General features: G+C 63.5%; 20 protein-coding genes. 11 read left to right on the top strand and 9 right to left on the bottom strand.

The genetic code is table 11. The annotated features are described in order from the left end of the window. Positions 1 to 177: 177 nt before the first annotated feature. Both DIE15_RS12115 and DIE15_RS12110 read right to left on the bottom strand, forming a co-directional pair. Positions 178 to 1,131, bottom strand: a complete 954-nt coding sequence (locus DIE15_RS12115) for a LysR family transcriptional regulator (protein WP_124833393.1) — start codon at positions 1,129 to 1,131, stop codon at positions 178 to 180. Positions 1,132 to 1,263: 132 nt separating this feature from the next. Continuing rightward, on the bottom strand, positions 1,264 to 1,659 hold the full coding sequence (locus tag DIE15_RS12110) for an NADPH-dependent FMN reductase (protein ID WP_124833299.1): 396 nt from the start codon (positions 1,657 to 1,659) through the stop codon (positions 1,264 to 1,266). A gap of 288 nt (positions 1,660 to 1,947) precedes the next feature. Here DIE15_RS12110 and DIE15_RS12105 point away from each other — a divergent pair, with 288 nt between their 5' ends. Beyond that, on the top strand, positions 1,948 to 2,850 hold the full coding sequence (locus DIE15_RS12105; protein WP_124833298.1) for a LysR family transcriptional regulator: 903 nt from the start codon (positions 1,948 to 1,950) through the stop codon (positions 2,848 to 2,850). A gap of 60 nt (positions 2,851 to 2,910) precedes the next feature. Here DIE15_RS12105 and DIE15_RS12100 read toward each other — a convergent pair whose 3' ends face one another. The 5 genes from DIE15_RS12100 to DIE15_RS12080 form a co-directional block, all read right to left on the bottom strand. Further along, positions 2,911 to 3,882 carry a LysR substrate-binding domain-containing protein gene (locus DIE15_RS12100; RefSeq protein WP_124833297.1) on the bottom strand — a complete coding sequence of 324 codons (972 nt, stop codon included), beginning with the start codon at positions 3,880 to 3,882 and terminating at the stop codon, positions 2,911 to 2,913. Between the two features lie 100 nt (positions 3,883 to 3,982). After that, positions 3,983 to 4,276: a putative quinol monooxygenase gene (locus tag DIE15_RS12095; protein WP_124833296.1), complete on the bottom strand. Its 294-nt coding sequence runs from the start codon at positions 4,274 to 4,276 to the stop codon at positions 3,983 to 3,985. A gap of 57 nt (positions 4,277 to 4,333) precedes the next feature. Beyond that, the gene (locus DIE15_RS12090) at positions 4,334 to 4,720 is read right to left on the bottom strand and encodes a DoxX family protein (RefSeq protein ID WP_124833295.1); all 387 of its coding nucleotides are present in this window, start codon (positions 4,718 to 4,720) and stop codon (positions 4,334 to 4,336) included. A gap of 131 nt (positions 4,721 to 4,851) precedes the next feature. Continuing rightward, positions 4,852 to 5,490: a hydrolase gene (locus DIE15_RS12085; protein WP_124833294.1), complete on the bottom strand. Its 639-nt coding sequence runs from the start codon at positions 5,488 to 5,490 to the stop codon at positions 4,852 to 4,854. A gap of 407 nt (positions 5,491 to 5,897) precedes the next feature. Continuing rightward, positions 5,898 to 6,611, bottom strand: a complete 714-nt coding sequence (locus tag DIE15_RS12080) for an FCD domain-containing protein (RefSeq protein WP_124833392.1) — start codon at positions 6,609 to 6,611, stop codon at positions 5,898 to 5,900. 160 nt (positions 6,612 to 6,771) lie between these two features. Here DIE15_RS12080 and DIE15_RS12075 point away from each other — a divergent pair, with 160 nt between their 5' ends. From DIE15_RS12075 to DIE15_RS12055, 5 genes are all read left to right on the top strand, one after another. Continuing rightward, positions 6,772 to 7,620 carry a fumarylacetoacetate hydrolase family protein gene (locus DIE15_RS12075; RefSeq protein WP_124833293.1) on the top strand — a complete coding sequence of 283 codons (849 nt, stop codon included), beginning with the start codon at positions 6,772 to 6,774 and terminating at the stop codon, positions 7,618 to 7,620. A 42-nt stretch (positions 7,621 to 7,662) separates the two neighbouring features. Continuing rightward, on the top strand, positions 7,663 to 9,453 hold the full coding sequence (locus DIE15_RS12070) for an FAD-dependent monooxygenase (RefSeq protein ID WP_124833292.1): 1,791 nt from the start codon (positions 7,663 to 7,665) through the stop codon (positions 9,451 to 9,453). 11 nt (positions 9,454 to 9,464) lie between these two features. Beyond that, positions 9,465 to 10,424, top strand: a complete 960-nt coding sequence (locus DIE15_RS12065; protein ID WP_124833291.1) for a VOC family protein — start codon at positions 9,465 to 9,467, stop codon at positions 10,422 to 10,424. Positions 10,425 to 10,543: 119 nt separating this feature from the next. Next, positions 10,544 to 11,641: a porin gene (locus DIE15_RS12060; protein WP_124833290.1), complete on the top strand. Its 1,098-nt coding sequence runs from the start codon at positions 10,544 to 10,546 to the stop codon at positions 11,639 to 11,641. A 34-nt stretch (positions 11,642 to 11,675) separates the two neighbouring features. Beyond that, positions 11,676 to 12,920, top strand: coding sequence for an MFS transporter (locus DIE15_RS12055; protein WP_124833289.1), 1,245 nt, complete (start codon positions 11,676 to 11,678; stop codon positions 12,918 to 12,920). Positions 12,921 to 13,105: 185 nt separating this feature from the next. On the opposite strand, the gene DIE15_RS36970 is transcribed toward DIE15_RS12055, so the two are convergent. Together DIE15_RS36970 and DIE15_RS12045 are read right to left on the bottom strand one after the other, a co-directional pair. Next, complete coding sequence (locus tag DIE15_RS36970) at positions 13,106 to 13,297, bottom strand: hypothetical protein (RefSeq protein WP_185734431.1); 192 nt, start codon at positions 13,295 to 13,297, stop codon at positions 13,106 to 13,108. 250 nt (positions 13,298 to 13,547) lie between these two features. Continuing rightward, a complete protein-coding gene (locus tag DIE15_RS12045) occupies positions 13,548 to 13,847 on the bottom strand; it encodes an H-NS family nucleoid-associated regulatory protein (RefSeq protein ID WP_057927921.1) in 300 nt (99 codons plus the stop codon). 479 nt (positions 13,848 to 14,326) lie between these two features. On the opposite strand from DIE15_RS12045, the gene DIE15_RS12040 reads away from it, so the two are divergent. The 5 genes from DIE15_RS12040 to DIE15_RS12020 all read left to right on the top strand — a co-directional run bounded on the left by DIE15_RS12040 (position 14,327) and on the right by DIE15_RS12020 (position 20,451). Further along, the gene (locus DIE15_RS12040; RefSeq protein ID WP_057927855.1) at positions 14,327 to 15,475 is read left to right on the top strand and encodes a porin; all 1,149 of its coding nucleotides are present in this window, start codon (positions 14,327 to 14,329) and stop codon (positions 15,473 to 15,475) included. Between the two features lie 327 nt (positions 15,476 to 15,802). Beyond that, positions 15,803 to 16,429, top strand: coding sequence for a flavin reductase family protein (locus DIE15_RS12035; protein ID WP_057927856.1), 627 nt, complete (start codon positions 15,803 to 15,805; stop codon positions 16,427 to 16,429). A 404-nt stretch (positions 16,430 to 16,833) separates the two neighbouring features. After that, positions 16,834 to 18,066, top strand: coding sequence for a 3-methyl-2-oxobutanoate dehydrogenase (2-methylpropanoyl-transferring) subunit alpha (locus tag DIE15_RS12030; RefSeq protein WP_057927857.1), 1,233 nt, complete (start codon positions 16,834 to 16,836; stop codon positions 18,064 to 18,066). Between the two features lie 2 nt (positions 18,067 to 18,068). After that, entirely contained in the window at positions 18,069 to 19,112 is a 1,044-nt protein-coding gene (locus DIE15_RS12025; protein ID WP_057927858.1) for an alpha-ketoacid dehydrogenase subunit beta, read from the top strand. A 1-nt stretch (position 19,113) separates the two neighbouring features. Next, a complete protein-coding gene (locus tag DIE15_RS12020; protein ID WP_124833288.1) occupies positions 19,114 to 20,451 on the top strand; it encodes a dihydrolipoamide acetyltransferase family protein in 1,338 nt (445 codons plus the stop codon).

The raw sequence follows: 20,451 nt of genomic DNA, 5'->3' as shown, positions 1-20,451 counted from the left end.
CGACGGGGTAGCCGGTGCTCACGCGCCACGGTGCGGAAATTGGCGGGATGTCATCAGGACAACTTTACAAAAGTCGACCCGGTCGCGGTAGTGCCGGGACGCGAAACTCTCTGTTCTGCGGATGAGAACGCAAGTCGAGCCTGCACGTCTGGAGAATCGTATGCAGCGCTTGTAGATTCAGGCAGAAACTGCCGGCATCGATTCGAAACACTGATCTTCGTCCGATCGTTCGGACCACGGTGGATCAAGTAGCGCGATTCGCACGTGCTCGATGAAAAGCTTCAACTTGTTGCTCGCGAATGGGCTGTGCGGGTAGACGGCATAGATGATTTCATCCTGTGGTGTCTCGCCGGCGAGCACGGATACGAGTCGCCCGTCACGCAGGCATTTGTCGGCGATGTAGAGCGGCAGCATGGCGATGCCGATACCTTGTATCGCGGCATCACGCAGCGCTTCGCCGTTGTTGGCGAGAAATGCGCTCCCCGGGCTGAGCGTGCGGGGTTTGCCTGGACTGCCAGGCGTTGAGAAGGACCACGTGGTGGACGGTGCCGTATTGCTGTAGTTCAGGCATTTGTGTTCGAGCAATTGATCGATCGATGTCGGCTCGCCGTGTTCTTCGAGATAGGCGGGGCTGCACACCGCGACCCGCTTACAGGTGGCGATCCGGCGTGCGATAAGCGTGCTGTCCGGAAGTCGTGCGGAGCGGATGGCTACGTCATACCGCTCGGCTTCGATGTTGACAATGCGATCGTCGGTTTCAAGGGTGACGCGCAATTGCGGATGGGCAGCGGCAAACTTTGCGATCGCCGGGCCGAGCCAACATCGCGTCAGGCTCACCGGCGATGTAATGCGCAGTTCGCCGCAAAGCCCGTGCGACCGCTCGGCGACTTCCTCGGCAACTTCGGTGAGTTGCTGCATCGATTTCGAAGCGGTCTGATAGAAAACCAGACCGACCTCGGTCGGGACGACGTTGCGTGTGGAGCGCATCAGCAGCTGCACACCGAGCGTCCGTTCGAGATCGCTGATGCGTTTGCTGACTACCGATTTCGACAGCCCCAGTCGGCGGGCGGATTCAGTGATGCTTTGCTGCTCGACCGCGAGCAGGAAAGCCCGGATATCGTCGTGGTTCAGGGTTTTCATCAGGCAGTTCGACTGGTTGCCAATATTGATTGAAAGCAGACGTACGTCGCGAATCGGTGCGGCGCGAGTCCGGAAAAGGAACAGGAGCGGCATCGCTCGTCGTGTAGCAACGTGGATGCCATTTCAGTGGACGAATCGACGAGGCGCGGAAGCAGCGAATTCGGCGAATCGCGCGATGAATTCCCTGAGCTGCTCGCGAACTGCGTCATCGGTTGGCGTCATCTGCGTGCCGAACACATGTCCGGCCCTTGACACTAGCAACCTATCACCGAACCATGCGCGCATGCCGAGCGCCCGGAGCACCGGCAACCATGCCGCTTGCGCAAGCACGGTGCTGAATCCGCCAGGCGACGCGCCGATGAAAGCGACCGGAAAATCTCGGAAGTACAGCGCAATGTCCTGAATCGGGGCAATCTCGACGGATACGCCGGCGGAGGCGAGATGAGTTGCTGCGCGTAACGGGGCGCTGTTATAGGGCTTGGCGTGCAGACTGCCCGAAATGGCTAGGAGTTTGATCACGGTGTTTTTTCAAGAAGACTCATTGCGGCCGGCCAGGATCATTCGGCGTCGTGTCGAATATTCGGCGGCAACGTGTCGGTCGGCTTCCGTGGCGAGGCGGATGCAGGGCAGCTGTTTCCCCGTGAGCACACGGATAGGCAGTTGCGATAGAGCGGGGAATATCTTGATCGCATCGGCTCGGTGTTGGCGGGGAACTCGTATGCTGTAAGCGTAGAGGATCATGTTTTGCGCCGGTAGTCTGCACGAGTTATCCTCAGTGTCCCATTTATGGAACGATCAACCGAGCCGATGCAAGACCTGAACGATCTCTATTTCTTCGCGCAGGTGGTTGACCACAGAGGTTTCGCGCCCGCCAGTCGCGCCCTGGGTATCCCGAAATCCACATTGAGCAGGCGAATCGCGACGCTCGAGCAGCAACTCGGCGTGCGGCTTGTCCAGCGGTCCACGCGTCAGTTCTCGATTACCGATATCGGTCAGCATTACTACAATCACTGCAAGGCGGTGCTGGTCGAGGCCGAGGCAGCGCAAGACGCCATCGAGCAAATGCGCGCGGAGCCGCAGGGCGTGATCCGGTTGGTCTGCCCGGTCGCGATGCTACACGCGCGAATCGGTGCAATGCTGGCTGAGTTCATGGCCGTTACACCGCGAGTCACAGTCCATCTTGAGGCGACCAACCGGGTTGTCGATGTGATTGGTGAGGGCGTGGACATCGCCATTCGCGTACGGCCACCGCCGTTGAAAGACAGCGATCTCGTGATGCGCGTCCTTGGCGAGCGCACATGGTGTCTCGTGGCGAGTCCTGCGCTCGTGCGCCGGCACGACATTGCGATGCCGATCGATCTCGCCGGCTGCCCGAGCCTCGATTTCGGCCCGCCGCAGCCGCAGCATGCCTGGCACCTCGTCGGCCCGGATGGTGTTCAGACGACGATTCGACATGTACCCCGGTTTGTGACGGACGACATGATTTCCTTGCGTCAGGCAGCGGTTGCCGGCGCCGGCATTGTCCAATTGCCCCTGATGATGGTGAGCGACGAGATCCGGCGTGGCGACCTTGTCCGCGTATTGCCGGGCTGGTTCCCGAAAAGCGGAATCGTTCACGCGGTATTCCCGTCCCGCCGTGGACTGCTGCCATCAGTGCGCGCCTTATTGGATTTTCTGGCCGATTCGTTTGCCCGGATCGACGAAATATGAGAGTGAGTTGAGTGGCGATATCAGGAGGGGCTGATCAGCGTGTCTCGTGTTTGTGGGGCGCTACATATCTTCCGTGGTCTCGAAGCGGTGTGCGAGAAAATCCAGAAGTAGCCGTACCGCAGCTGGCATGCCTTTTCTCGTCGAAAAGACGGCATGAATTACATCGCGACGCGGCGGCCAGTGAGGCAAGATTCGAAAGAGAGCCCCGTCGGCGAGCTGATCACGCACCATCATCATCGGTAGTTGTGCGACGCCAAGACCGGCGACTACCGCTTTGCGAAGAGTCAGCAAGTCGGTTGTTACGAAGCGCGGTACATAGTGGACGGAAATTTGTGTCCCATTCGGGGCAGTGAGCAACCACACATGCCCCGGTGTCGGCAGGCCGAAGCCCAGGCTTGGCCAGGATCGAAGATCGGTCGGCTTGCGCGGCCGGCCGAGACGCTCGCATAAGGAAGGGCTCGCGACCAGGTATTGAGTAGCATGACCAAGCACGCGTACGACGAGATCCTGAGTGTCGCAGGGTTCAGCATTCGAATATATCGCGATATCCAGTCGTTCCCGGATGACATCGGTACGCCGGTTCATTCCGACGAGTTCGATTTTGATTTCGGGATAGCGAGCGGCGAACGCGATGATTGCTGCCCCGACGTGCGTATGGAGCAGCGCAATTGGACACGATAGACGAACGGTGCCGCACGGTTGCACATGTGCCGATTCGATCAATGCCTGAGCGGCTTCGACTTTCGAGAGCATGGTCTTGCAACGAGCGTAGTAGGCTTGACCATATTCCGTCATGAAGAACGAGCGCGTGGAGCGGTGGATCAGCTTGATGCCTAGTTGTTGTTCCAGCATGGCGATACGGCGACTTAACCGCGATTTTGGCAGTTGAAGTGCGCGCCCGGCTGACGCAAATCCGCCATAGTCGACAACCTGGACAAAGTAGTACAGGTCGTTAAGGTCGTAACCAAGAGCCGGCGCGATCGTGCGTGAGGGCCGTATGCCATGGACGGTCGAGCTACTGCTATTGGTCATGAAGATCATCCGATTTCGATGGATGCTGAAATCGCATCGACAGATCGAAGGTAAAGCGGTGCCTGGTGAATGTTACTCAACGTGTGACGTAAGCGAGATCCTATGTAATCCGGTTCAGGCGGAAGACTTCCACCTTTTCAACGGCGTCCCAATGACGGGTCTGGAAAGTCTGGATGTGGGGGCTTTCGTTGTGATGCGTGGCCTGGGCCTTCTCGTTTTCCCACAGCTCGACGAACACGAAGCGGCGCGGATCGGCTTCGTCGAACAGGAGTTCATAGCGCAGGTTGCCGTGCTCCTGCCGGGACGGCTCGACGAGCTCGGCAAGCCGGGTGCGCAGGCGAGCCTCTTGGCCGGCCCTGGCGTACAGCACCGCGACGATGTGCAGTTGCGTCATCTTCGTTCTCCTCGATCCCGGGCGCGTGCGGGGCGGCCGGTCATCGGCGAATCCGCTTCACGCATGGGCGGCCAGGTGGCCGGGGCCGGCGGCGATCAGGATCATGAAGCCGCCGATGATGCTGATGTGTTCGAGAAAGCCGGTGAGCATCAGCGTGCGCTGGTTGCATTGCTGGTTCCAGAAGTCGTAGAAAACGACCGCGGTCGCAAGCGTGAAGACCGCGAGCAGCAGCGACGCGAGCGTGGTCTGGAAGCCGACCATGATCGCGATGCCGCAGGCGAGCTGGACGATGATCGTGTTCGCAAGGGCGAGGCGCGGGAACGGCAAGTTCTTCGCGCGAACCTCGTCGAGGCCGTGCTGGAAGAACAGGAATTTGTTGATTCCGCTCAGCACGAACATCAGCGCGATAAAGAAGCGGCCCGCGAACAAAAGATAGTCGGCCATGGCGCGTTCGTATCCGTTATCGGTCGGAGGGAAAGCATCGACGCCGGGCGTCGATGCAGCGTTGCTTCGCGGTTGCGCCCGTCGCGGACGAGGCGGGCGCAACCGCACGGAACAGCATTCGCAGTCGCCGCTCAGCTCTTGTCGTACGAGAACTGGATGCCTGCGGTGCCGCCGGTTTCGATGAACAGGTTGATGAACGCCGGGACGGTTGCGCTGCGGGCCCAGTCGCGCTGCAGTTCGCAGAACAGCTGCGCGACGCTGATCATCTGGCCGCCGGCCTGCTCGATGCGGCGCAGCGCGGCTTCGTGCGCGGCGACCGACGTGCCGCCGACCGCGTCGACGACCACATAGACCTCGTAGCCGGCCTTCAGCGCGTCGAGCGCCGGGAAGGTCAGGCAGGCCTCGGTCCACAGCGCGGTCATGATCAGTTTCCTGCGGCCGGTGGCTTCGACGGCCTTGCGGAACTCGACGTCTTCCCATGAGTTGATGCTGGTGCGGTCGTAGGTCGGATAGCCTTCGAGCGCGGCGCGCAGTTGCGGGATCGGCGGCTTGTTCAGGCCGGTCTTGACGTTGACGGTGGAATGGACGATCGGCAGGCCGTACGCGACCGCGGCCTTCGATGCACCGACGATGTTGTTGATCAGCAGCTGGCGATCCATTGACGCGATGGAGTTCACTTGGACCGGCTGGTAGTCGATGACGATGAACGCCGCGTTCTGCGGGGTGAGCAGGTGGTCGTTCGCGGGATCGCGAATCGGTTCGCTTGCCATGGTTCTCTCCAGATCAGGGGGGAAGCTGCGGTCACGATTTTGCAGGCCTGTCGCGCGATGGGTGCCTGCTCCGGTGTGGCGCAGTGACGATAGGTTCGCGAGGCTGAAGCTAGATCTCGTGCCCGGTGAGTCGTCGGATTGGGGGCCGGCGAGTGTCGTCAGCTTATGCGATTCGTAGTGCGGTGCGTAGCCCGCCCGGACAGAACATAGTGTTCTCGTTCATCGAACAGAACAAGGGGAAGGCGAGATAGGGATGCCGCTAATATGGACGGTGTGATAAGGAAAGCTGAATGAATGTCTGACGATGATTACCGGGAATGCGGACCGGGTTGTACAGCGGGCACCCGCAGCCGACTGCACGAATTCGATGAGGAGCGGTCGAGACGAACGGAATGTGCAGCCTGGCGCTACCCACGTGCACGCGTGCTGGCTTGCGGGATCGGCGTGGCGTCATCGAGTACGAGCCGCGCGGTAGCAGCGAAGTGCTGGCGCAACAGTTCGCAGGCGCGATCAGCGTCGCGTGCGAGCACGGCCTTCACGATCTCCTCGTGTTCGCGACCGACATCCCGTTCGCTCGCATGCTGGCTGCGCAGCGACTGATGCCTGTAGCGGGCCGTCTGCGTGCGCAGCGTCGCCGCAAAATGTTTGAGCCATTTTGAGCGGCAGCCGGCCAGCAGCGTTGCGTGGAAATGATCGTGTGCTCGCTCCCAGTCCGGATTCATCCGCTGCGGATTGTCAATAACGCTGGGCAGGCTGCTGACGAGGTGAAGCGCGGCGAGCACCGCGGCTTCCCACTCGAGGTTTCCATTTTCGATCGCGTCGCGCAGTGCTTCCGATTCGATGCGCTGTCGCGCCGACGTAATGTCTTCGAGGTCCGCGCGTGAAACAGGGGCGACGCGAAAGCCGCGCTGGTCCTCCGCGTCGACGAAGCCGCTCATCGCGAGCCGCGACACGGCCTCGCGCAGCGGGATCACGCCGGCCTGGTAGCGGTCGGCCAACTCCCGGATCTTCAGCTTGGAGCCGGGTGCGAGCGCCCCGGACACGATGTCCCGAAGAATGGTGTCGGCCAGTACCGACGCCATGGTGCGCGAGCCGCCGGTCGTCACGTCGTCAAACGTCATGTCCACGAATGTTTCCCTCCAGATGGCTAAATTATATGCAGAACACGGAGATATATGCGAAGCCTAGGGTAAACATGCAAAGACGAAAATATATATATTTTATAAATTTGTATCTAAATCGCGGCCAGCCCGGCGGCGACCCCCTTGATCTGGAGATGTCATGCGTTACGTGAATTTTTCGCCCGATGGCCACAAACGGATGCTCGGCGTGCAGCGCGACTCGACCATCGTGTCGCTCGGCGACGCGACGCTCGAGCAACTTCTCGCGAGTGGTATCGATCTGGCCGGCTTCGCCGACCGTCACACGTCCGGCCCGACCTTTCACGTCGACGAAGTGCAGTGGCTGCCGCCGCTGACGCGGCCCGGCAAGATCATCTGCGTCGGGCTGAACTACGCCGACCACACGAAGGAAAGCCCGTACGAACAGCCTTCCTATCCGACGCTGTTCCCACGCTTCACGACCAGCCTGATCGGGCACGGCGCGCCGATGATCCGCCCGCGCGTGTCCGATTCGCTGGACTTCGAAGGCGAGCTGGCCGTCGTGCTGAAGAGCGGCGGCCGTCATGTGCCGAAGGCGCGCGCGCTCGATTGCGTAGCCGGCTACTCGGTGTTCAACGACGGGTCGGTACGCGAGTACCAGTTCAAGGCGCCGCAATGGACCGTCGGCAAGAACTTCGACGGCACCGGTGCGTTCGGCCCCGCGCTCGTCACCGCCGACGAGCTGCCAGCGGGCGGCGCGGGGCTGCGGCTGGAAACGCGGCTGAACGGCAAGGTCGTGCAGTCGGCGAACACGAGCGACATGCTGTTCGACGTCGCGACGCTGATCGCGATCGTCAGCGAGGCGATCACGCTGGAAGCCGGCGACGTGATCGTCAGCGGCACGCCGGCCGGCATCGGCTGGGCGCGTGAACCGAAGCTGATCATGCGCGATGGCGACGTGTGCGAGGTCGAGATCGAAGGGCTCGGCATCCTGCGCAATCCGGTGCGCGACGAAGACGCGGCGCAGTGAACGCCGGCCGTTGAACGGACCTATCAAGAGACTGAGGAAGACATGAGACAGATTCGAGTTCCGGTGTTGGTGGTCGGCGCAGGGCCGGCCGGGCTGACGACCGCGGCGCTGCTGGCGAAATACGGTGTCGAGGTGCTGGCGATCACGCGCTATCCGGGCACTGCCCATTCGCCGCGCGCGCACATCACGAACCAGCGCACGATCGAGGTGTTCCGCGACCTCGGCATCGAGGAGCGCGTGCGCGCGCTCGCAACGCCGAACGAGCTGATGACCAACAACGTGTGGGCGACCAGCTTCGCGGATCGCGAGATCGCGCGGCTGCAGACCTGGGGCACCGGCACGCGCCGCAAGGCCGATTACGAGGCGGCCAGCCCGTCGCAGATGTGCAATGCGCCGCAGGATCTGCTCGAACCGGTGATTCTCGGGGCGGCGCGCGAGTACGGCGCGCGCATCCTGTTCAACACCGAACTCGTGTCGATTCGTCAGACGGAAGACGCAGTGATCGCGCAGCTCATCGATGTCGTGACGCGCGAGGAGATCGAGGTGATCGCCGATTACGCGGTTGGAGCGGACGGCGCGCAAAGCATCGTGGTCAAGCAGATCGGCTTCGAACTCGACGGCGAAATGGGGCTCGGCTGCGCGGTGAACTGCTGGCTCGAGGTCGACCTCGAGAAATACACCGCGCATCGTCCGGGCGTGCTGTACTGGATGAGCCAGCCGGGCAGCGACTACTGGGTCGGCAGCGGCACGTACATCTGCGTGCGGCCGTGGAACGAATGGGTGCTGCTGTTCATGTACAACCCGAAGGACGGCGAACCCGACCTGAGCCACGACGCGGTGATTGCGCGGGCGCGCACGACGATCGGCGACCCGGACATCCCGATCCGCGTGAAGGCCGTGTCGAAATGGACGATCAACCGGATGGTCGCGCGCACCATGGTGAAGGGCCGCGTCGCGATCGCCGGCGACGCCGCGCATCGCCATCCGCCGGCGAACGGGCTCGGCTCGAACACGTCGGTGCAGGACGCGTTCAACCTCGCATGGAAGCTCGCGATGGTCGTGAAGGGGCAGGCGTCGCCCGCACTGCTGCGGACCTATTCGGACGAACGCCAACCGGTTGCCGAGACGGTCGTGAATCGTGCGATCAAATCGGTCGGCGAGATGCTGCCGATCGCGAAGGCACTCGGCTTCTCCGAAGGGCAGAGCGTCGAAGAAGGCTGGGCGTCGCTCGACGGGCTGTTCGCGCAGGACGACGCCGGCCGCAAGCGCCGCAAGGCGCTTGCCGACGCGGTCGAGCTGCAGAACTATCAGTTCAACTGCCATGGTGTCGAGCTCGGGCAGCACTACACCTCGTCCGCGATCGTGCGCGACGGCGCGACATTCCCGATTCCGTCGCGCGACCCGGAGCTTTACTATCATCCGACGACGACGCCGGGCGCGTCCATTCCGCATGCGTGGATCCAGCGCGACGGCACACAGGTGTCGACGCTCGACCTCGTTGGCCAGGGCGCGTTCACGGTGCTCACGGGTGCCGGCGGGCACGCGTGGCTCGACGCGGCGAAGCAGGTCGGCGACGAATTCGGCATCGAGATCCGCGCGGTGTCGATCGAGCACGGCACGTCGACCTTCGATGCGTACGGCGACTGGGCGCGGCAGCGCGAGATCGAGGATCACGGCTGCGTGCTGGTGCGGCCGGACCGCTTCGTCGCATGGCGGTCGGAAGCGCTGGCGGACGATCCGGCCGGCGCGCTGCGCCGTGTGCTGTCGCGGATTCTGGGCGGCGCAGGGCAGGCACGCGTGAATGCCGACGCGGCCGCGTTGGCCGAAGCGTAACGGAGGCCGGAATGACGACTTCGACGACTGCCAGGACCGGGATCAGCAAGCGGGCCCCGTTCGGCATCCACAGCATCGACCACTTCGCGCTCGACGTGCCGGGCCTGGCAGACGCCTATCGCTTCGTGACCGCGTTCGGCTTCGACGTCGAGGCCGGCGAACACGAACTGCGGCTGCGCACCGAGCCCGGCGGCCATGTATGGGCGACACTGCGCGAGGGGCCGCGCAAGCGGCTCGCGTATCTGTCGCTGAACTGCTTCGCCGACGACTTCGCACCGCTGCGCGCGCAGATTCTCGACGCGGGCGCGCGCGCGGCGGCGCCGCCCCACGGGCGCGCGACGGACGACGGCTTCTGGTTCGAGGATCCGGACGGCAACCTGCTGCAGTTGAAGACGGGCGCGAAGACGACGCCCGGATGCAAGCCGGCGGCGCCGCGCGCGACCGGCATCCGGCCGCAGCGCGGCGCGCTGTTCCGCGGCGATGCGCCGACCGTGCATCCGGTGCGGCTGTCGCACGTGCTGATGTTCACGCCGGACATCGGCCGGGCGATCGCGTTCTACGAGCAGGCGCTCGGTCTCGGTTTGTCGGACGGTGCGGCGGGCATCGTCGCGTTCCTGCACGCGCGCCACGGCAGCGACCATCACCTGGTCGCGTTCGCGCAGGGTAGCGCGAAGGGCTGGCATCACAGCGCATGGGACGTGCCGGCTGTCGACGATGTCGGGCTCGGCAAGATGCAGATGCAGCGGGCCGGTTACGTCGAAGGGTGGGGCGTGGGTCGTCACGTGCTGGGCTCGAACTACTTCCAGTACGTGCGTGATCCGTGGGGCTCGTTCTGGGAGTATTCGGCCGACATCGACTATGTCGGTGCGGGCGTCGAGTGGCCGGTTGGCGACCACGCGCCGGAGGACTCGCTGTATCTCTGGGGCCCGGACGTGCCGGACTACTTCTTCGAGAACACCGAAGCCGGCTGAGCTTCACTGCATGCCGCCGGCTCGCGCCGGCACATCTTCGTCGGGCCGCCCGGCCCGGCGCTTCAGGCGCTTCATTCTCGTCATATTAATCAGTATAACGAATCACATTGGAGATCTGGATGGTCGACAGGAAAACCTGTGCAATCGGAGTGCTGGCGCTCGGGTATGCGTGCGCTGCATCCGCGCAGAGCAGCGTCACGCTGTTCGGCCTGCTCGATGCAGGCGTGAGTTACGTGAGCAACGAAGGCGGTCACGGCGTCGCGAAGTTCGACGACGGCATTTTCACGCCGAGCCTCGTCGGGCTGCGCGGCAACGAGGATATCGGCGGCGGCACGCACGTGATTTTCCAGCTGGTCAGCCAGATTGCGATCGGTTCGGGCGCGACGATCGGCGACGGGCTGTTCGCGCGCACCGCGTTTGTCGGTGTGCAGAACGAACGCTACGGCACGATCACGCTTGGCAATCAGTATGAGTTCATGGCCGACACGCTGTTCTTCGGCGGTGTCGATGCGGCGCGCGACGTGGGTGGCCTGTACAACCTGCGCAACGGCCCGTTCGAAAAGCTTGCGTTGCCGGGCAATCCGACCGGTGCGTTCGACTGGGACCGGATGGCCGGCAGCCAGCGCGTCGCGAACGCGGTCAAGTACGTGAGTCCCGTGATCGGCGGGCTGAAGTTCGGCGCACTGTACGGCGTCGGCGGCGTGCCCGGCAGCATCGGCGCGAACAATACCGTGAGCGTTGGCGCTGACTATTCGATCGGCACGTTCGGCGCGGCCGCCGCTTATACGAACGAAAAATATGGCGCGCAGGCCGGTGCGCCCGCGACCAGCGTGCGCAACTGGGGTGCTGGCCTGCGCTACGGCTTCGGCGCGGCCAGCCTGAGCGCGCTGTTTACGACGGTGCGCAACACGGCGTCGGGCGGCGCTGCGTGGATGACCGAGGTGGGCGGCACGTGGAAGCTGACGGGCGCGACGACGCTCGGCGCGGACTACATGTACATGAAGGGCAACGCGGCGCTCGACGACAACCATGCGCACCAACTGACGGCCACCGTCCAGTACGGGCTGTCGAAGCGGACGATGGTCTACGCGAGCGGCGCATGGCAGCGCGCGAGCAGCGGCGCACGCGCGCAGATCAACGGCGTGCTGGATCCGGACGGTGCGTCGTCCGGCGCGAACCAGGCGATCGCCCGCATCGGCATGCACACCGTGTTCTGACCGCGCGACCCGCGCACCCTCTTGGAGAAACCAGATGAACAACGCACGCGTGTCCGGCCGGGACACCTCATACGAATGGAAGATCGTCGCGCTGCTCGCGCTCGGATTCGGGCTCGTCGGCGTCGACCGCTTCATGATCATGCCGCTCTTTCCCTTGATGATGCGGGACCTGAAACTCGACTACCAGGATCTCGGCCACATCACGGCGGCGCTATCGGTCGCGTGGGGCGTGTCCGCGCTGCTGACCGGCAACTTGTCCGACCGCTTCGGTCACCGCAAGGTCATCATTCCAGCGATGCTCGCATTCTCGCTGCTGGCCTGCGCGAGCGGGCTCGCGTGGGGCGTCGGCAGCCTGATCGCGATCCGCGCGGTGATGGGCTTCGCGGAAGGGGCATACACGCCGTCGAGTATCACGGCGACGCTTGATGCGTCGGATCCGGCACGCCACGGCCGCAACGTCGGCATACAGCAGGCGGCACTGCCGTTGTTCGGCCTCGGCATCGCGCCGATAATCGTCACGCAGCTGATTCGCGTCGTGCCGTGGCACTGGATCTTCGCGATGGTCGCGGTGCCGGGGCTCGTCGTCTGCGGGCTGACATGGAAGGTGCTGCGCGATACCAGCGCCGAACGCGCGGCCGCGCATACCGGCACCGCCGATGCCGGCCCCCATCGCTGGCGTGACGTGCTGCGCTACCGCAACGTGCCGCTGTGTTTCGTCGGAATGCTGTGCTGGCTGACCTGCCTGATCGTGCTGAGCGCGCTGCTGCCGAACTACCTGACCGATTATCTGCACTTGGATCTGCAGCAGATGGGTTTCGTGCTGTCCGCGACGGGCATCGGCGGAACGCTCGGCGGGATCGCGATGCCGTCGTTGTCCGACCGGATCGGGCGGCGGCCAGTGATGGTGCTATCGGTGCTCGGCGCGTTCGTGTCGCTGTGGTCGTTCTCGCGCACGGGGGCCGATCCGGTCGCGCTGTTCGCGAGGCTGCTGGCGACGATCTTCTTCGTGTTCGCGATGATCACGCTGACGGTCGGGCCGATCAGCGCGGAAGCCGTACCGGCGAACCTTATGACCACTGCGTCGGGGCTCGTGATCGGCGTCGGCGAGATATTCGGCGGCGGAATTGCACCGTCGGTCGCGGGGTATGTTGCGCAGCACTTCGGTATTCAATACATCATGCAGCTTGGTATGAGTGCGTTGGCTATTGGGCTTGTCGTCGCCATCTCCCTTAAAGAGACGGCACCAGTTCGACTCGCTCGTTCCGAGGCTTTGTCGTAGACGGATCGGGACGGCGGTTTGGTACGGAAACCTATGCCCTGGGTCGATCGAAATTCTGTGTAAAGAAAGACTTCCGGCAAGTCGAAAGCGACCTGCCGGAAGCAGTGATTGACTTAGCGACTCAGAATCGGAGAAAGTTTCTTGATTGCCGCCTGCAGACACGTGCGATAGATATCTGGTGCCCATCAGCCGACCGCAAGCGCCGAGTCCAGAAGGTCGATACATTCGTCGTAGTGTTCGCGATAACCAAACCTGAGCGCGATAACGATGCCAAGCGTGCGTGCAGCCTGGACGAATTTTTTGCAGGCGTCGCTATACCGTTCGAGATCAGGCGCTTCACGGATCAGAACACGAGGACGAAGCATCAGTTGGCGCACGTGGTACCCGAAAATCCGGGCGCGGCTTATAACCGGACGAAGTTCGTCAGGGAGCGCCGCGTGATGATGCAGACGAGGGCCGACTACCTGGACGATCTGAAGGGCAGTGCGGATGGATTGTCCTTGGCCTTGTCCAACAGGGGATGGCGGCTAACATTACGTTAGCTTTACAACTGATCGCGACAATTGCTGCATAGGCGCGAGCAGAACTCGCGCCTATACGCCTGATTCATGTCGCGGCCAACGAGACTTACTCGCCGATCAAGAACCGATTGCGATTCTTCGCATCCTTGATCCATGCCGGAGCGCGACCGCGACCAGACCATGTCGCGCCGGTCTTTGGATCGCGATATCTGGCCTCCGTCGGGGCCTTTGCCGGCGCTGCGGTTCCGCGGCGCCGCGGGCCGAATATGTCCTTCTCGGTAATGCCGTATTCCGCGACCTTGATGCGGATGTCCTCGATGACGGCTTGAAATTCTGCCAAGCGAGCAGCTTCAGCTTTCTCTGCTAGCGCTTCCATCTGTGCTTTGAGTTCCTTGTAAGTCGCCATGCTCTTTTCCTCCTTGATTACGTTATATCCATGATAGCCGGTTTGTATCGATACAGGAAAGGCACAGGTGATTTGCTGTACTAAAGCATGTCGATCGTCGGAATCCCGCAGTTTCCACCTACATTTGCGTCTGTACCTGTACAACTGGCTCGCGCCAAAGATCTGGTCAAGCCTGCATTCGAGAGCACGCAACGTTCGGTGAAAAAGCTTCGTCGTCCACTCGAAGGCCAAGCATTTGAATTCGTTTGCCGCACCGCACTTCTCGCCAAAATAAAGTGATCTTCAACATCTTGCTAGCCGCTTTCCATACCGAAAAATAGTCTCCATTCTGGAGAGCACCTTTCCGCTGCCGGCCACTAACAGTAGAAAAACGGCTCATTACACTGCGCCCGTCGCATCGCGGGGGAACATCGACGCGGCACGCATTCGCAGCGCGCAAGCATTGCGACCGGCAAACGAACGACCTGGGGGTAAATCACATGAACAAGCGTTGGGGGATCATTGCGCCCGCCGCGTTGCTTGCAGCCGCCGCGCATGCACAAAGCAGCGTGACGCTGTATGGCAAGATCGAGGACGGGATCAACTACACGAGCAACGCACGCGGCCACGGAACCGTGCAACTGCAAAGCGGCTACGATTACGGCAGCCGCTGGGGCATCAAGGGTACGGAGGATCTCGGCGGAGGTTATCAGGCCATTTTCACGCTGGAGAGCGGCTTCGACGTCAACAACGGAAAAATGAGCCAGGGTGGCCGGGAATTCGGCCGCCAGGCTTTCGTCGGCATCGCGTCGGACCGTTACGGTACCGTGACGCTCGGCCGCCAATACGATCCGAGCGTCGACATTTTTTCGCCGCTCACCGCGAACGGAAACTGGACCGGCTATCTGTTCGCGCATCCGTATGACAACGACAACACCGATTACTCGTTCCGGGTGAACAACTCGGTGAAATACGTGTCGCCTGTATGGCACGGAATTACCGCGGAAGCGATGTACGGATTCAGCAACCAGGCGGGCGGCTTTGCGAACAATCGTCTGTATGGCGCCGCGCTGCAGTATCAGCAGGGAGGGCTGACGGTCGGCGCGTCGTATTTGAAGATCAACAATGCACGCAATGCCGATACGACAGGCGCGATCACCGGCGACAACACGTTCGACGCGTCGTCTCAGCAGAACATCGGCATTGGCGTGAACTACGCGTTTTCGAATGCGCTCGTCGGATTCACGTACTCGCACGTCGATGTGTACGATCCGACGTCGAATGCGTATTTCACCGGTACGACGCAGCCGGCGGGCGGCGCATGGAACGCGTGGAAATTCGATAACTTCGAGGTGAACGGGCTGTATCACTTCACTTCCGCGTTGTACCTCGGCGCGGCTTACACATACACGCAGGCCCGTGTCGCTTCGACGGTCGGCGCGTTCAATCCGAAGTGGCATCAGTTGAGCACCAAGTTGAATTACGACATGTCGAAACGCACGTCGGTATTCGTGGAAGGGGTCTATCAGCATGCGATGAATGCGCACACCGGAACCGACTTCGACTACGCGTACGTTCCGGGCGCTGCCGACATCTCGTCGAGCCCGAACCAGTACGTCGTGCGTGTCGCGCTACTGCATCATTTCTGACGTTGCTGCTGTTCGCCGGCTACCTCATCGGCTTCCCCGGCGGCCCGCACGCGACAGCGTGAAGGATCGCGGGGCTTTCTCCTTTTGCCGCGATTCCTGGCGCCGGGGCCTCGGCGAGACGCGCGAGAAGCGATGCACTCGCAGATTTTTGATTCGGCATGCCGCGTGCGCCGGCGTTGCAACACGGCCCGTGGCGCGCTTCACTGCGACGAATGTGAGGCCATGTGATACTTGGCAAAGGACGTCGCGCCGCACGCGTGTGCTCCACCGGCACACGCCTGCGCCGATTGCTTTCAACGCAATTTGCCAGTCGCAGGACCACCCGCCATGACGCACCCGACCTACCACTATTACGAACCCTCGCAAGGCCACGGCCTGCCGCACGATCCGTTGAATGCGATCGTGGGCCCGCGCCCGATCGGCTGGATCTCTTCCCGCGGCAGCGACGGCACGCTCAATCTCGCGCCGTACAGCTTCTTCAACGCATTCAACTATCGCCCGCCGATTATCGGCTTTTCGAGCACGGCCGCGAAGGACAGCCTGCGCAATGTGCAGGAGACGGGCGAGTTCGTATGGAACCTCGCGACGCGCGACCTTGCCGAGAGAATGAATCAGACCTGTGCCGCCGTGCCGTACGACGTCGACGAATTCGAACTCGGCGGCCTGACCGCGATTGCGTCGCGTCTCGTCAACGTGCCGCGCGTCGCGGAAAGCGGCGTCAACTTCGAATGCAAGGTGACCGACGTGATCCGGCTGCGCGATCACCACGGCGTCGAGACGCCGGCCACGCTGGTGCTGGGCGAGGTCGTCGCCGTGCATATTCGCCACGACCTGCTGAAGGACGGCATCTTCGACACGTTCGGCGCGGGCATCATTCTTCGCGCGGGCGGCCCGTCGGCCTATGTGCACGTCAAGCCGGACAGCCGCTTCGACATCGCGCGCCCCGACGCGTAACGCATCGTGCCGGAACGACCCGGCACACGGGTGCGGAAACGCCCGGGCCCCACCAAGACCCCGCCGAGATCCAGGATTTCGCGGGGTCTTTTGCTTCGCACCCTCCGGCATGATCGGCCGTACCGTACCGTTCCGACCGGCCTCGATACGCGCCGCACCGGTCGTTGATGCATCGCAGCACGCGCGTGCTTCATCCGCGACGCCGGCAACACCGATCGCCCGCCGATACCCGCCATGGCAAATCTGCTCACCGTAATCGAGCGGCTTGGTCATCGACGTCGCGCGTCGCGAGGCATACATTCCCAAGGTTGGCGTGCTTATCCGTGCGCCAGCCCGCGCGCGAGCCGGCAACCGGCCGCGCGTTTCCAACAGCGTGAGACACAATCGAGCGTGGAGACAACACGATGAGCCTGTCAGAGCCATTGCGTCTGCATGTGCCGGAGCCCACCGGGCGTCCGGGCTGCAAGACGGATTTTTCCTATCTGCATCTATCGCCGGCCGGCGCGGTTCGCCGACCGCCGATCGACGTCGCGCCGGCGGACACCGCCCATCTCGCCCGCAGCCTCGTGCGCGTGCTCGACGACCACGGCCAGGCCCTCGGCCCGTGGGCACCGGACCTCGACGATGCGCGTCTGATCGCCGGGATGCGCGCGATGCTGAAGACTCGCATCTTCGACGCGCGCATGATGATCGCGCAGCGTCAGAAGAAAATCTCCTTCTACATGGTGAGCCTCGGCGAAGAGGCGATCGGCGCCGCGCATGCGATGGCGCTGCGCCACGGCGACATGTGCTTCCCGACCTACCGCCAGCAGAGCATCCTGATCGCGCGCGACGTGCCGCTCGACCGGATGATCTGCCAGCTGATGTCGAACGAAGGCGATCCGCTGAAGGGGCGTCAGCTCCCGGTGATGTACTCGGACCGCGAAGCCGGCTTCTTCTCGATTTCCGGCAATCTCGCGACGCAGTTCATCCAGGCGGTCGGCTGGGCGATGGCCTCGGCGATCAAGGGCGACACGAAGATCTCGTCCGCATGGATCGGCGACGGCGCAACCGCGGAAGCCGACTTCCATACCGCGCTGACGTTCGCGCACGTGTATCGCGCGCCGGTCGTGCTGAACGTCGTCAACAACCAGTGGGCGATCTCGACGTTCCAGGCGATTGCGGGCGGCGAGGGGACGACGTTCGCCGGGCGCGGCGTCGGCTGCGGCATCGCTTCGCTGCGCGTCGACGGCAACGACTTCCTCGCGATCTACGCGGCATCGACCTGGGCGGCCGAACGCGCGCGTCGCAATCTCGGTCCGACGCTGATCGAGTGGGTCACCTACCGTGCCGGTGCGCACTCGACGTCGGACGATCCGACGAAGTACCGGCCGGCCGACGACTGGGCCCATTTCCCGCTCGGCGATCCGATCGCCCGCTTCAAGCAGCACCTGATCGCGAAAGGCATCTGGTCGGACAGCGCGCACGACGCGCTCGCGGCCGAACTGGAAGCCGAGGTGATCGCCGCGCAGAAGGAAGCGGAGACGTTCGGGACGCTGGCCGACGACCGGATTCCGTCGCCGGCGTCGATGTTCGACGACGTGTACAAGGAGCTGCCCGCGCACCTGCGCCGTCAGCGCCAGGAACTGGGAGCGTGATCATGGCGCAACATGAAACGACGACGGCATCGGCGCAGCCGATGTCGATGATCCAGGCGCTGCGCTCCGCGATGGACGTGATGCTCGAGCGCGATGGCGACGTGGTCGTGTTCGGCCAGGACGTCGGCTACTTCGGCGGCGTGTTCCGCTGCACCGAAGGGCTGCAGGCCAAGTACGGCAAGTCGCGCGTATTCGATGCGCCGATCTCGGAAGGCGGGATCGTCGGTGCGGCGGTCGGGATGGGCGCGTATGGATTGCGGCCGGTCTGCGAGATCCAGTTCGCGGACTACTTCTATCCGGCGTCCGACCAGATCGTGTCGGAAGGCGCGCGGCTGCGCTATCGCTCGGCGGGCCAGTTCACCGCGCCGATGACGATCCGCATGCCGTGCGGCGGCGGCATCTACGGCGGCCAGACGCACAGCCAGAGCCCAGAGGCGATGTTCACGCAGGTTTGCGGATTGCGCACGGTGATGCCGTCGAATCCGTACGACGCGAAAGGGCTCCTGATCGCATCGATCGAGAACGACGATCCGGTGATCTTCCTCGAACCGAAACGCCTGTACAACGGGCCGTTCGACGGCCATCACGAGCGTCCGGTCACGTCGTGGCTCAAGCATCCGGGCAGCGTGGTGCCGGAAGGCTATTACACGGTGCCGCTCGATACGGCCGCCGTCGTGCGGCCCGGCAACGACGTGACGGTGCTGACGTACGGCACGACCGTCCACGTGTCGCTGGCCGCGGCCGAGGAGACCGGCATCGATGCGGAGGTGATCGATTTGCGCACGCTGTGGCCGGTCGATCTCGACACGATCGTCGCGTCGGTGCGCAAGACCGGGCGCTGCGTCGTGGTACATGAAGCGACGCGCACCTGCGGCTACGGCGCGGAACTGGTGTCGCTCGTCCAGGAGCACTGCTTCTACCATCTGGAAGCACCGATCGAGCGGACGACGGGCTGGGACACGCCGTACCCGCACGCGCAGGAATGGGCGTATTTCCCCGGCCCGGCCCGGGTTGGCGAAGCGTTGCGACGCGTGATGGAGGCCTGAGATGGGGATTCATGTCATCAAGATGCCGGATATCGGCGAAGGGATTGCCGAGGTCGAGCTGGTGGCCTGGCACGTGCAGCCCGGGCAGGTGATCGCTGAAGACCAGCCGCTCGCCGACGTGATGACCGACAAGGCGGCGGTGGAGATTCCGTCGCCGGTCGCGGGCAAGGTGCTCGAACTCGGTGGCCGGATCGGCGAGATGATGGCGGTCGGCAGCGAGCTGATTCGTCTGGAGGTCGAAGGCGACGGCAACCTGAAACAAGGTGCGAAGGCGCGCGATGCCGGAGCGGAGGCGACGCCGCATCCGGTAGCCGTCGATGCGCCAGCGAAGTCGTCGACAGTCACCGAAGCAGCCGAAGCGCACGACGCGTCGAAGACGGCGCGTCAACCCGCTGATCGTGCGCCGGCCGAGCCGCGTCGTACCGGACACGCGGTGCCGCCGCGCGCGGCACTCGCGCCGGGCGAGCGGCCGCTCGCGTCGCCGGCGGTGCGCCAGCGCGCATGGGACATGGGCATCGAGCTGCGCTACGTGCGCGGCACCGGCGAAGCCGGGCGGATCCTGCACGCAGACCTCGATGCGTATGCACGTACGGGCGGCGCCGCGGTGCGTGGATCGCAAGCGCACGGCTACGACGAACGCAATGACGAAACCGAGGTGCCGGTGATCGGCCTGCGGCGAGCGATCGCGCGCAAGATGCAGGAAGCGAAGCGCCGCATTCCGCACTTCAGCTATGTCGAGGAGATCGACGTCACCGAGCTCGAATCGCTGCGCGCCGAACTGAACCGACGCCACGGCGACGCGCGCGGCCGGCTCACGCCGCTGCCGCTGCTGATCCGCGCGATGGTGATCGCGCTGCGCGACTTCCCGCAGATCAACGCACGCTACGACGACGAAGCCGGTGTCGTGACGCAATACGGTGCGGTGCACATGGGCGTCGCGACGCAGACGGACGGCGGCCTCACGGTGCCGGTACTGCGTCATGCGGAAGCGCGCGACGTATGGTCGATCTCGGCGGAAATCGCGCGGCTTGCGGACGCGGTGCGTGCGAACCGCGCGCAGCGCGACGAGCTGAGCGGCTCGACGATCACGATCTCGAGCCTCGGCGCGCTCGGCGGAATCGTGTCGACGCCGGTCATCAACCATCCCGAGGTCGGCATCGTCGGCGTGAACCGGATCGTCGAGCGGCCGATGATTCGCGACGGTGCGGTCGTCGCGCGCAAGATGATGAACCTGTCGTCGTCGTTCGACCATCGCGTCGTCGACGGTGCGGATGCGGCCGAATTCATCCAGGCCGTGCGCGGGGTGCTCGAGCGCCCGGCGCTGCTGTTCGTGGAGTGA

The organism is Burkholderia sp. Bp9031, assembly GCF_003857965.1.
GTDB lineage: Bacteria > Pseudomonadota > Gammaproteobacteria > Burkholderiales > Burkholderiaceae > Burkholderia > Burkholderia ambifaria_A.
The sequence above is the reverse complement of the archived record's forward strand: the minus strand, read 5'-3'. Positions and strand labels throughout refer to the sequence as shown.

Excerpts from the sequence above, each read along its gene's own strand:
- DIE15_RS12105 (WP_124833298.1), top strand. The coding sequence starts at position 1,948 with ATGCAAGACCTGAACGATCTCTATTTCTTCGCGCAGGTGGTTGACCAC.
- DIE15_RS12100 (WP_124833297.1), bottom strand. The coding sequence starts at position 3,882 with ATGACCAATAGCAGTAGCTCGACCGTCCATGGCATACGGCCCTCACGC.
- DIE15_RS12095 (WP_124833296.1), bottom strand. The coding sequence starts at position 4,276 with ATGACGCAACTGCACATCGTCGCGGTGCTGTACGCCAGGGCCGGCCAA.
- DIE15_RS12090 (WP_124833295.1), bottom strand. The coding sequence starts at position 4,720 with ATGGCCGACTATCTTTTGTTCGCGGGCCGCTTCTTTATCGCGCTGATG.
- DIE15_RS12085 (WP_124833294.1), bottom strand. The coding sequence starts at position 5,490 with ATGGCAAGCGAACCGATTCGCGATCCCGCGAACGACCACCTGCTCACC.
- DIE15_RS12080 (WP_124833392.1), bottom strand. The coding sequence starts at position 6,611 with ATGACGTTTGACGACGTGACGACCGGCGGCTCGCGCACCATGGCGTCG.
- DIE15_RS12075 (WP_124833293.1), top strand. The coding sequence starts at position 6,772 with ATGCGTTACGTGAATTTTTCGCCCGATGGCCACAAACGGATGCTCGGC.
- DIE15_RS12070 (WP_124833292.1), top strand. The coding sequence starts at position 7,663 with ATGAGACAGATTCGAGTTCCGGTGTTGGTGGTCGGCGCAGGGCCGGCC.
- DIE15_RS12065 (WP_124833291.1), top strand. The coding sequence starts at position 9,465 with ATGACGACTTCGACGACTGCCAGGACCGGGATCAGCAAGCGGGCCCCG.
- DIE15_RS12060 (WP_124833290.1), top strand. The coding sequence starts at position 10,544 with ATGGTCGACAGGAAAACCTGTGCAATCGGAGTGCTGGCGCTCGGGTAT.
- DIE15_RS12055 (WP_124833289.1), top strand. The coding sequence starts at position 11,676 with ATGAACAACGCACGCGTGTCCGGCCGGGACACCTCATACGAATGGAAG.
- DIE15_RS12045 (WP_057927921.1), bottom strand. The coding sequence starts at position 13,847 with ATGGCGACTTACAAGGAACTCAAAGCACAGATGGAAGCGCTAGCAGAG.
- DIE15_RS12040 (WP_057927855.1), top strand. The coding sequence starts at position 14,327 with ATGAACAAGCGTTGGGGGATCATTGCGCCCGCCGCGTTGCTTGCAGCC.
- DIE15_RS12035 (WP_057927856.1), top strand. The coding sequence starts at position 15,803 with ATGACGCACCCGACCTACCACTATTACGAACCCTCGCAAGGCCACGGC.
- DIE15_RS12030 (WP_057927857.1), top strand. The coding sequence starts at position 16,834 with ATGAGCCTGTCAGAGCCATTGCGTCTGCATGTGCCGGAGCCCACCGGG.
- DIE15_RS12025 (WP_057927858.1), top strand. The coding sequence starts at position 18,069 with ATGGCGCAACATGAAACGACGACGGCATCGGCGCAGCCGATGTCGATG.
- DIE15_RS12020 (WP_124833288.1), top strand. The coding sequence starts at position 19,114 with ATGGGGATTCATGTCATCAAGATGCCGGATATCGGCGAAGGGATTGCC.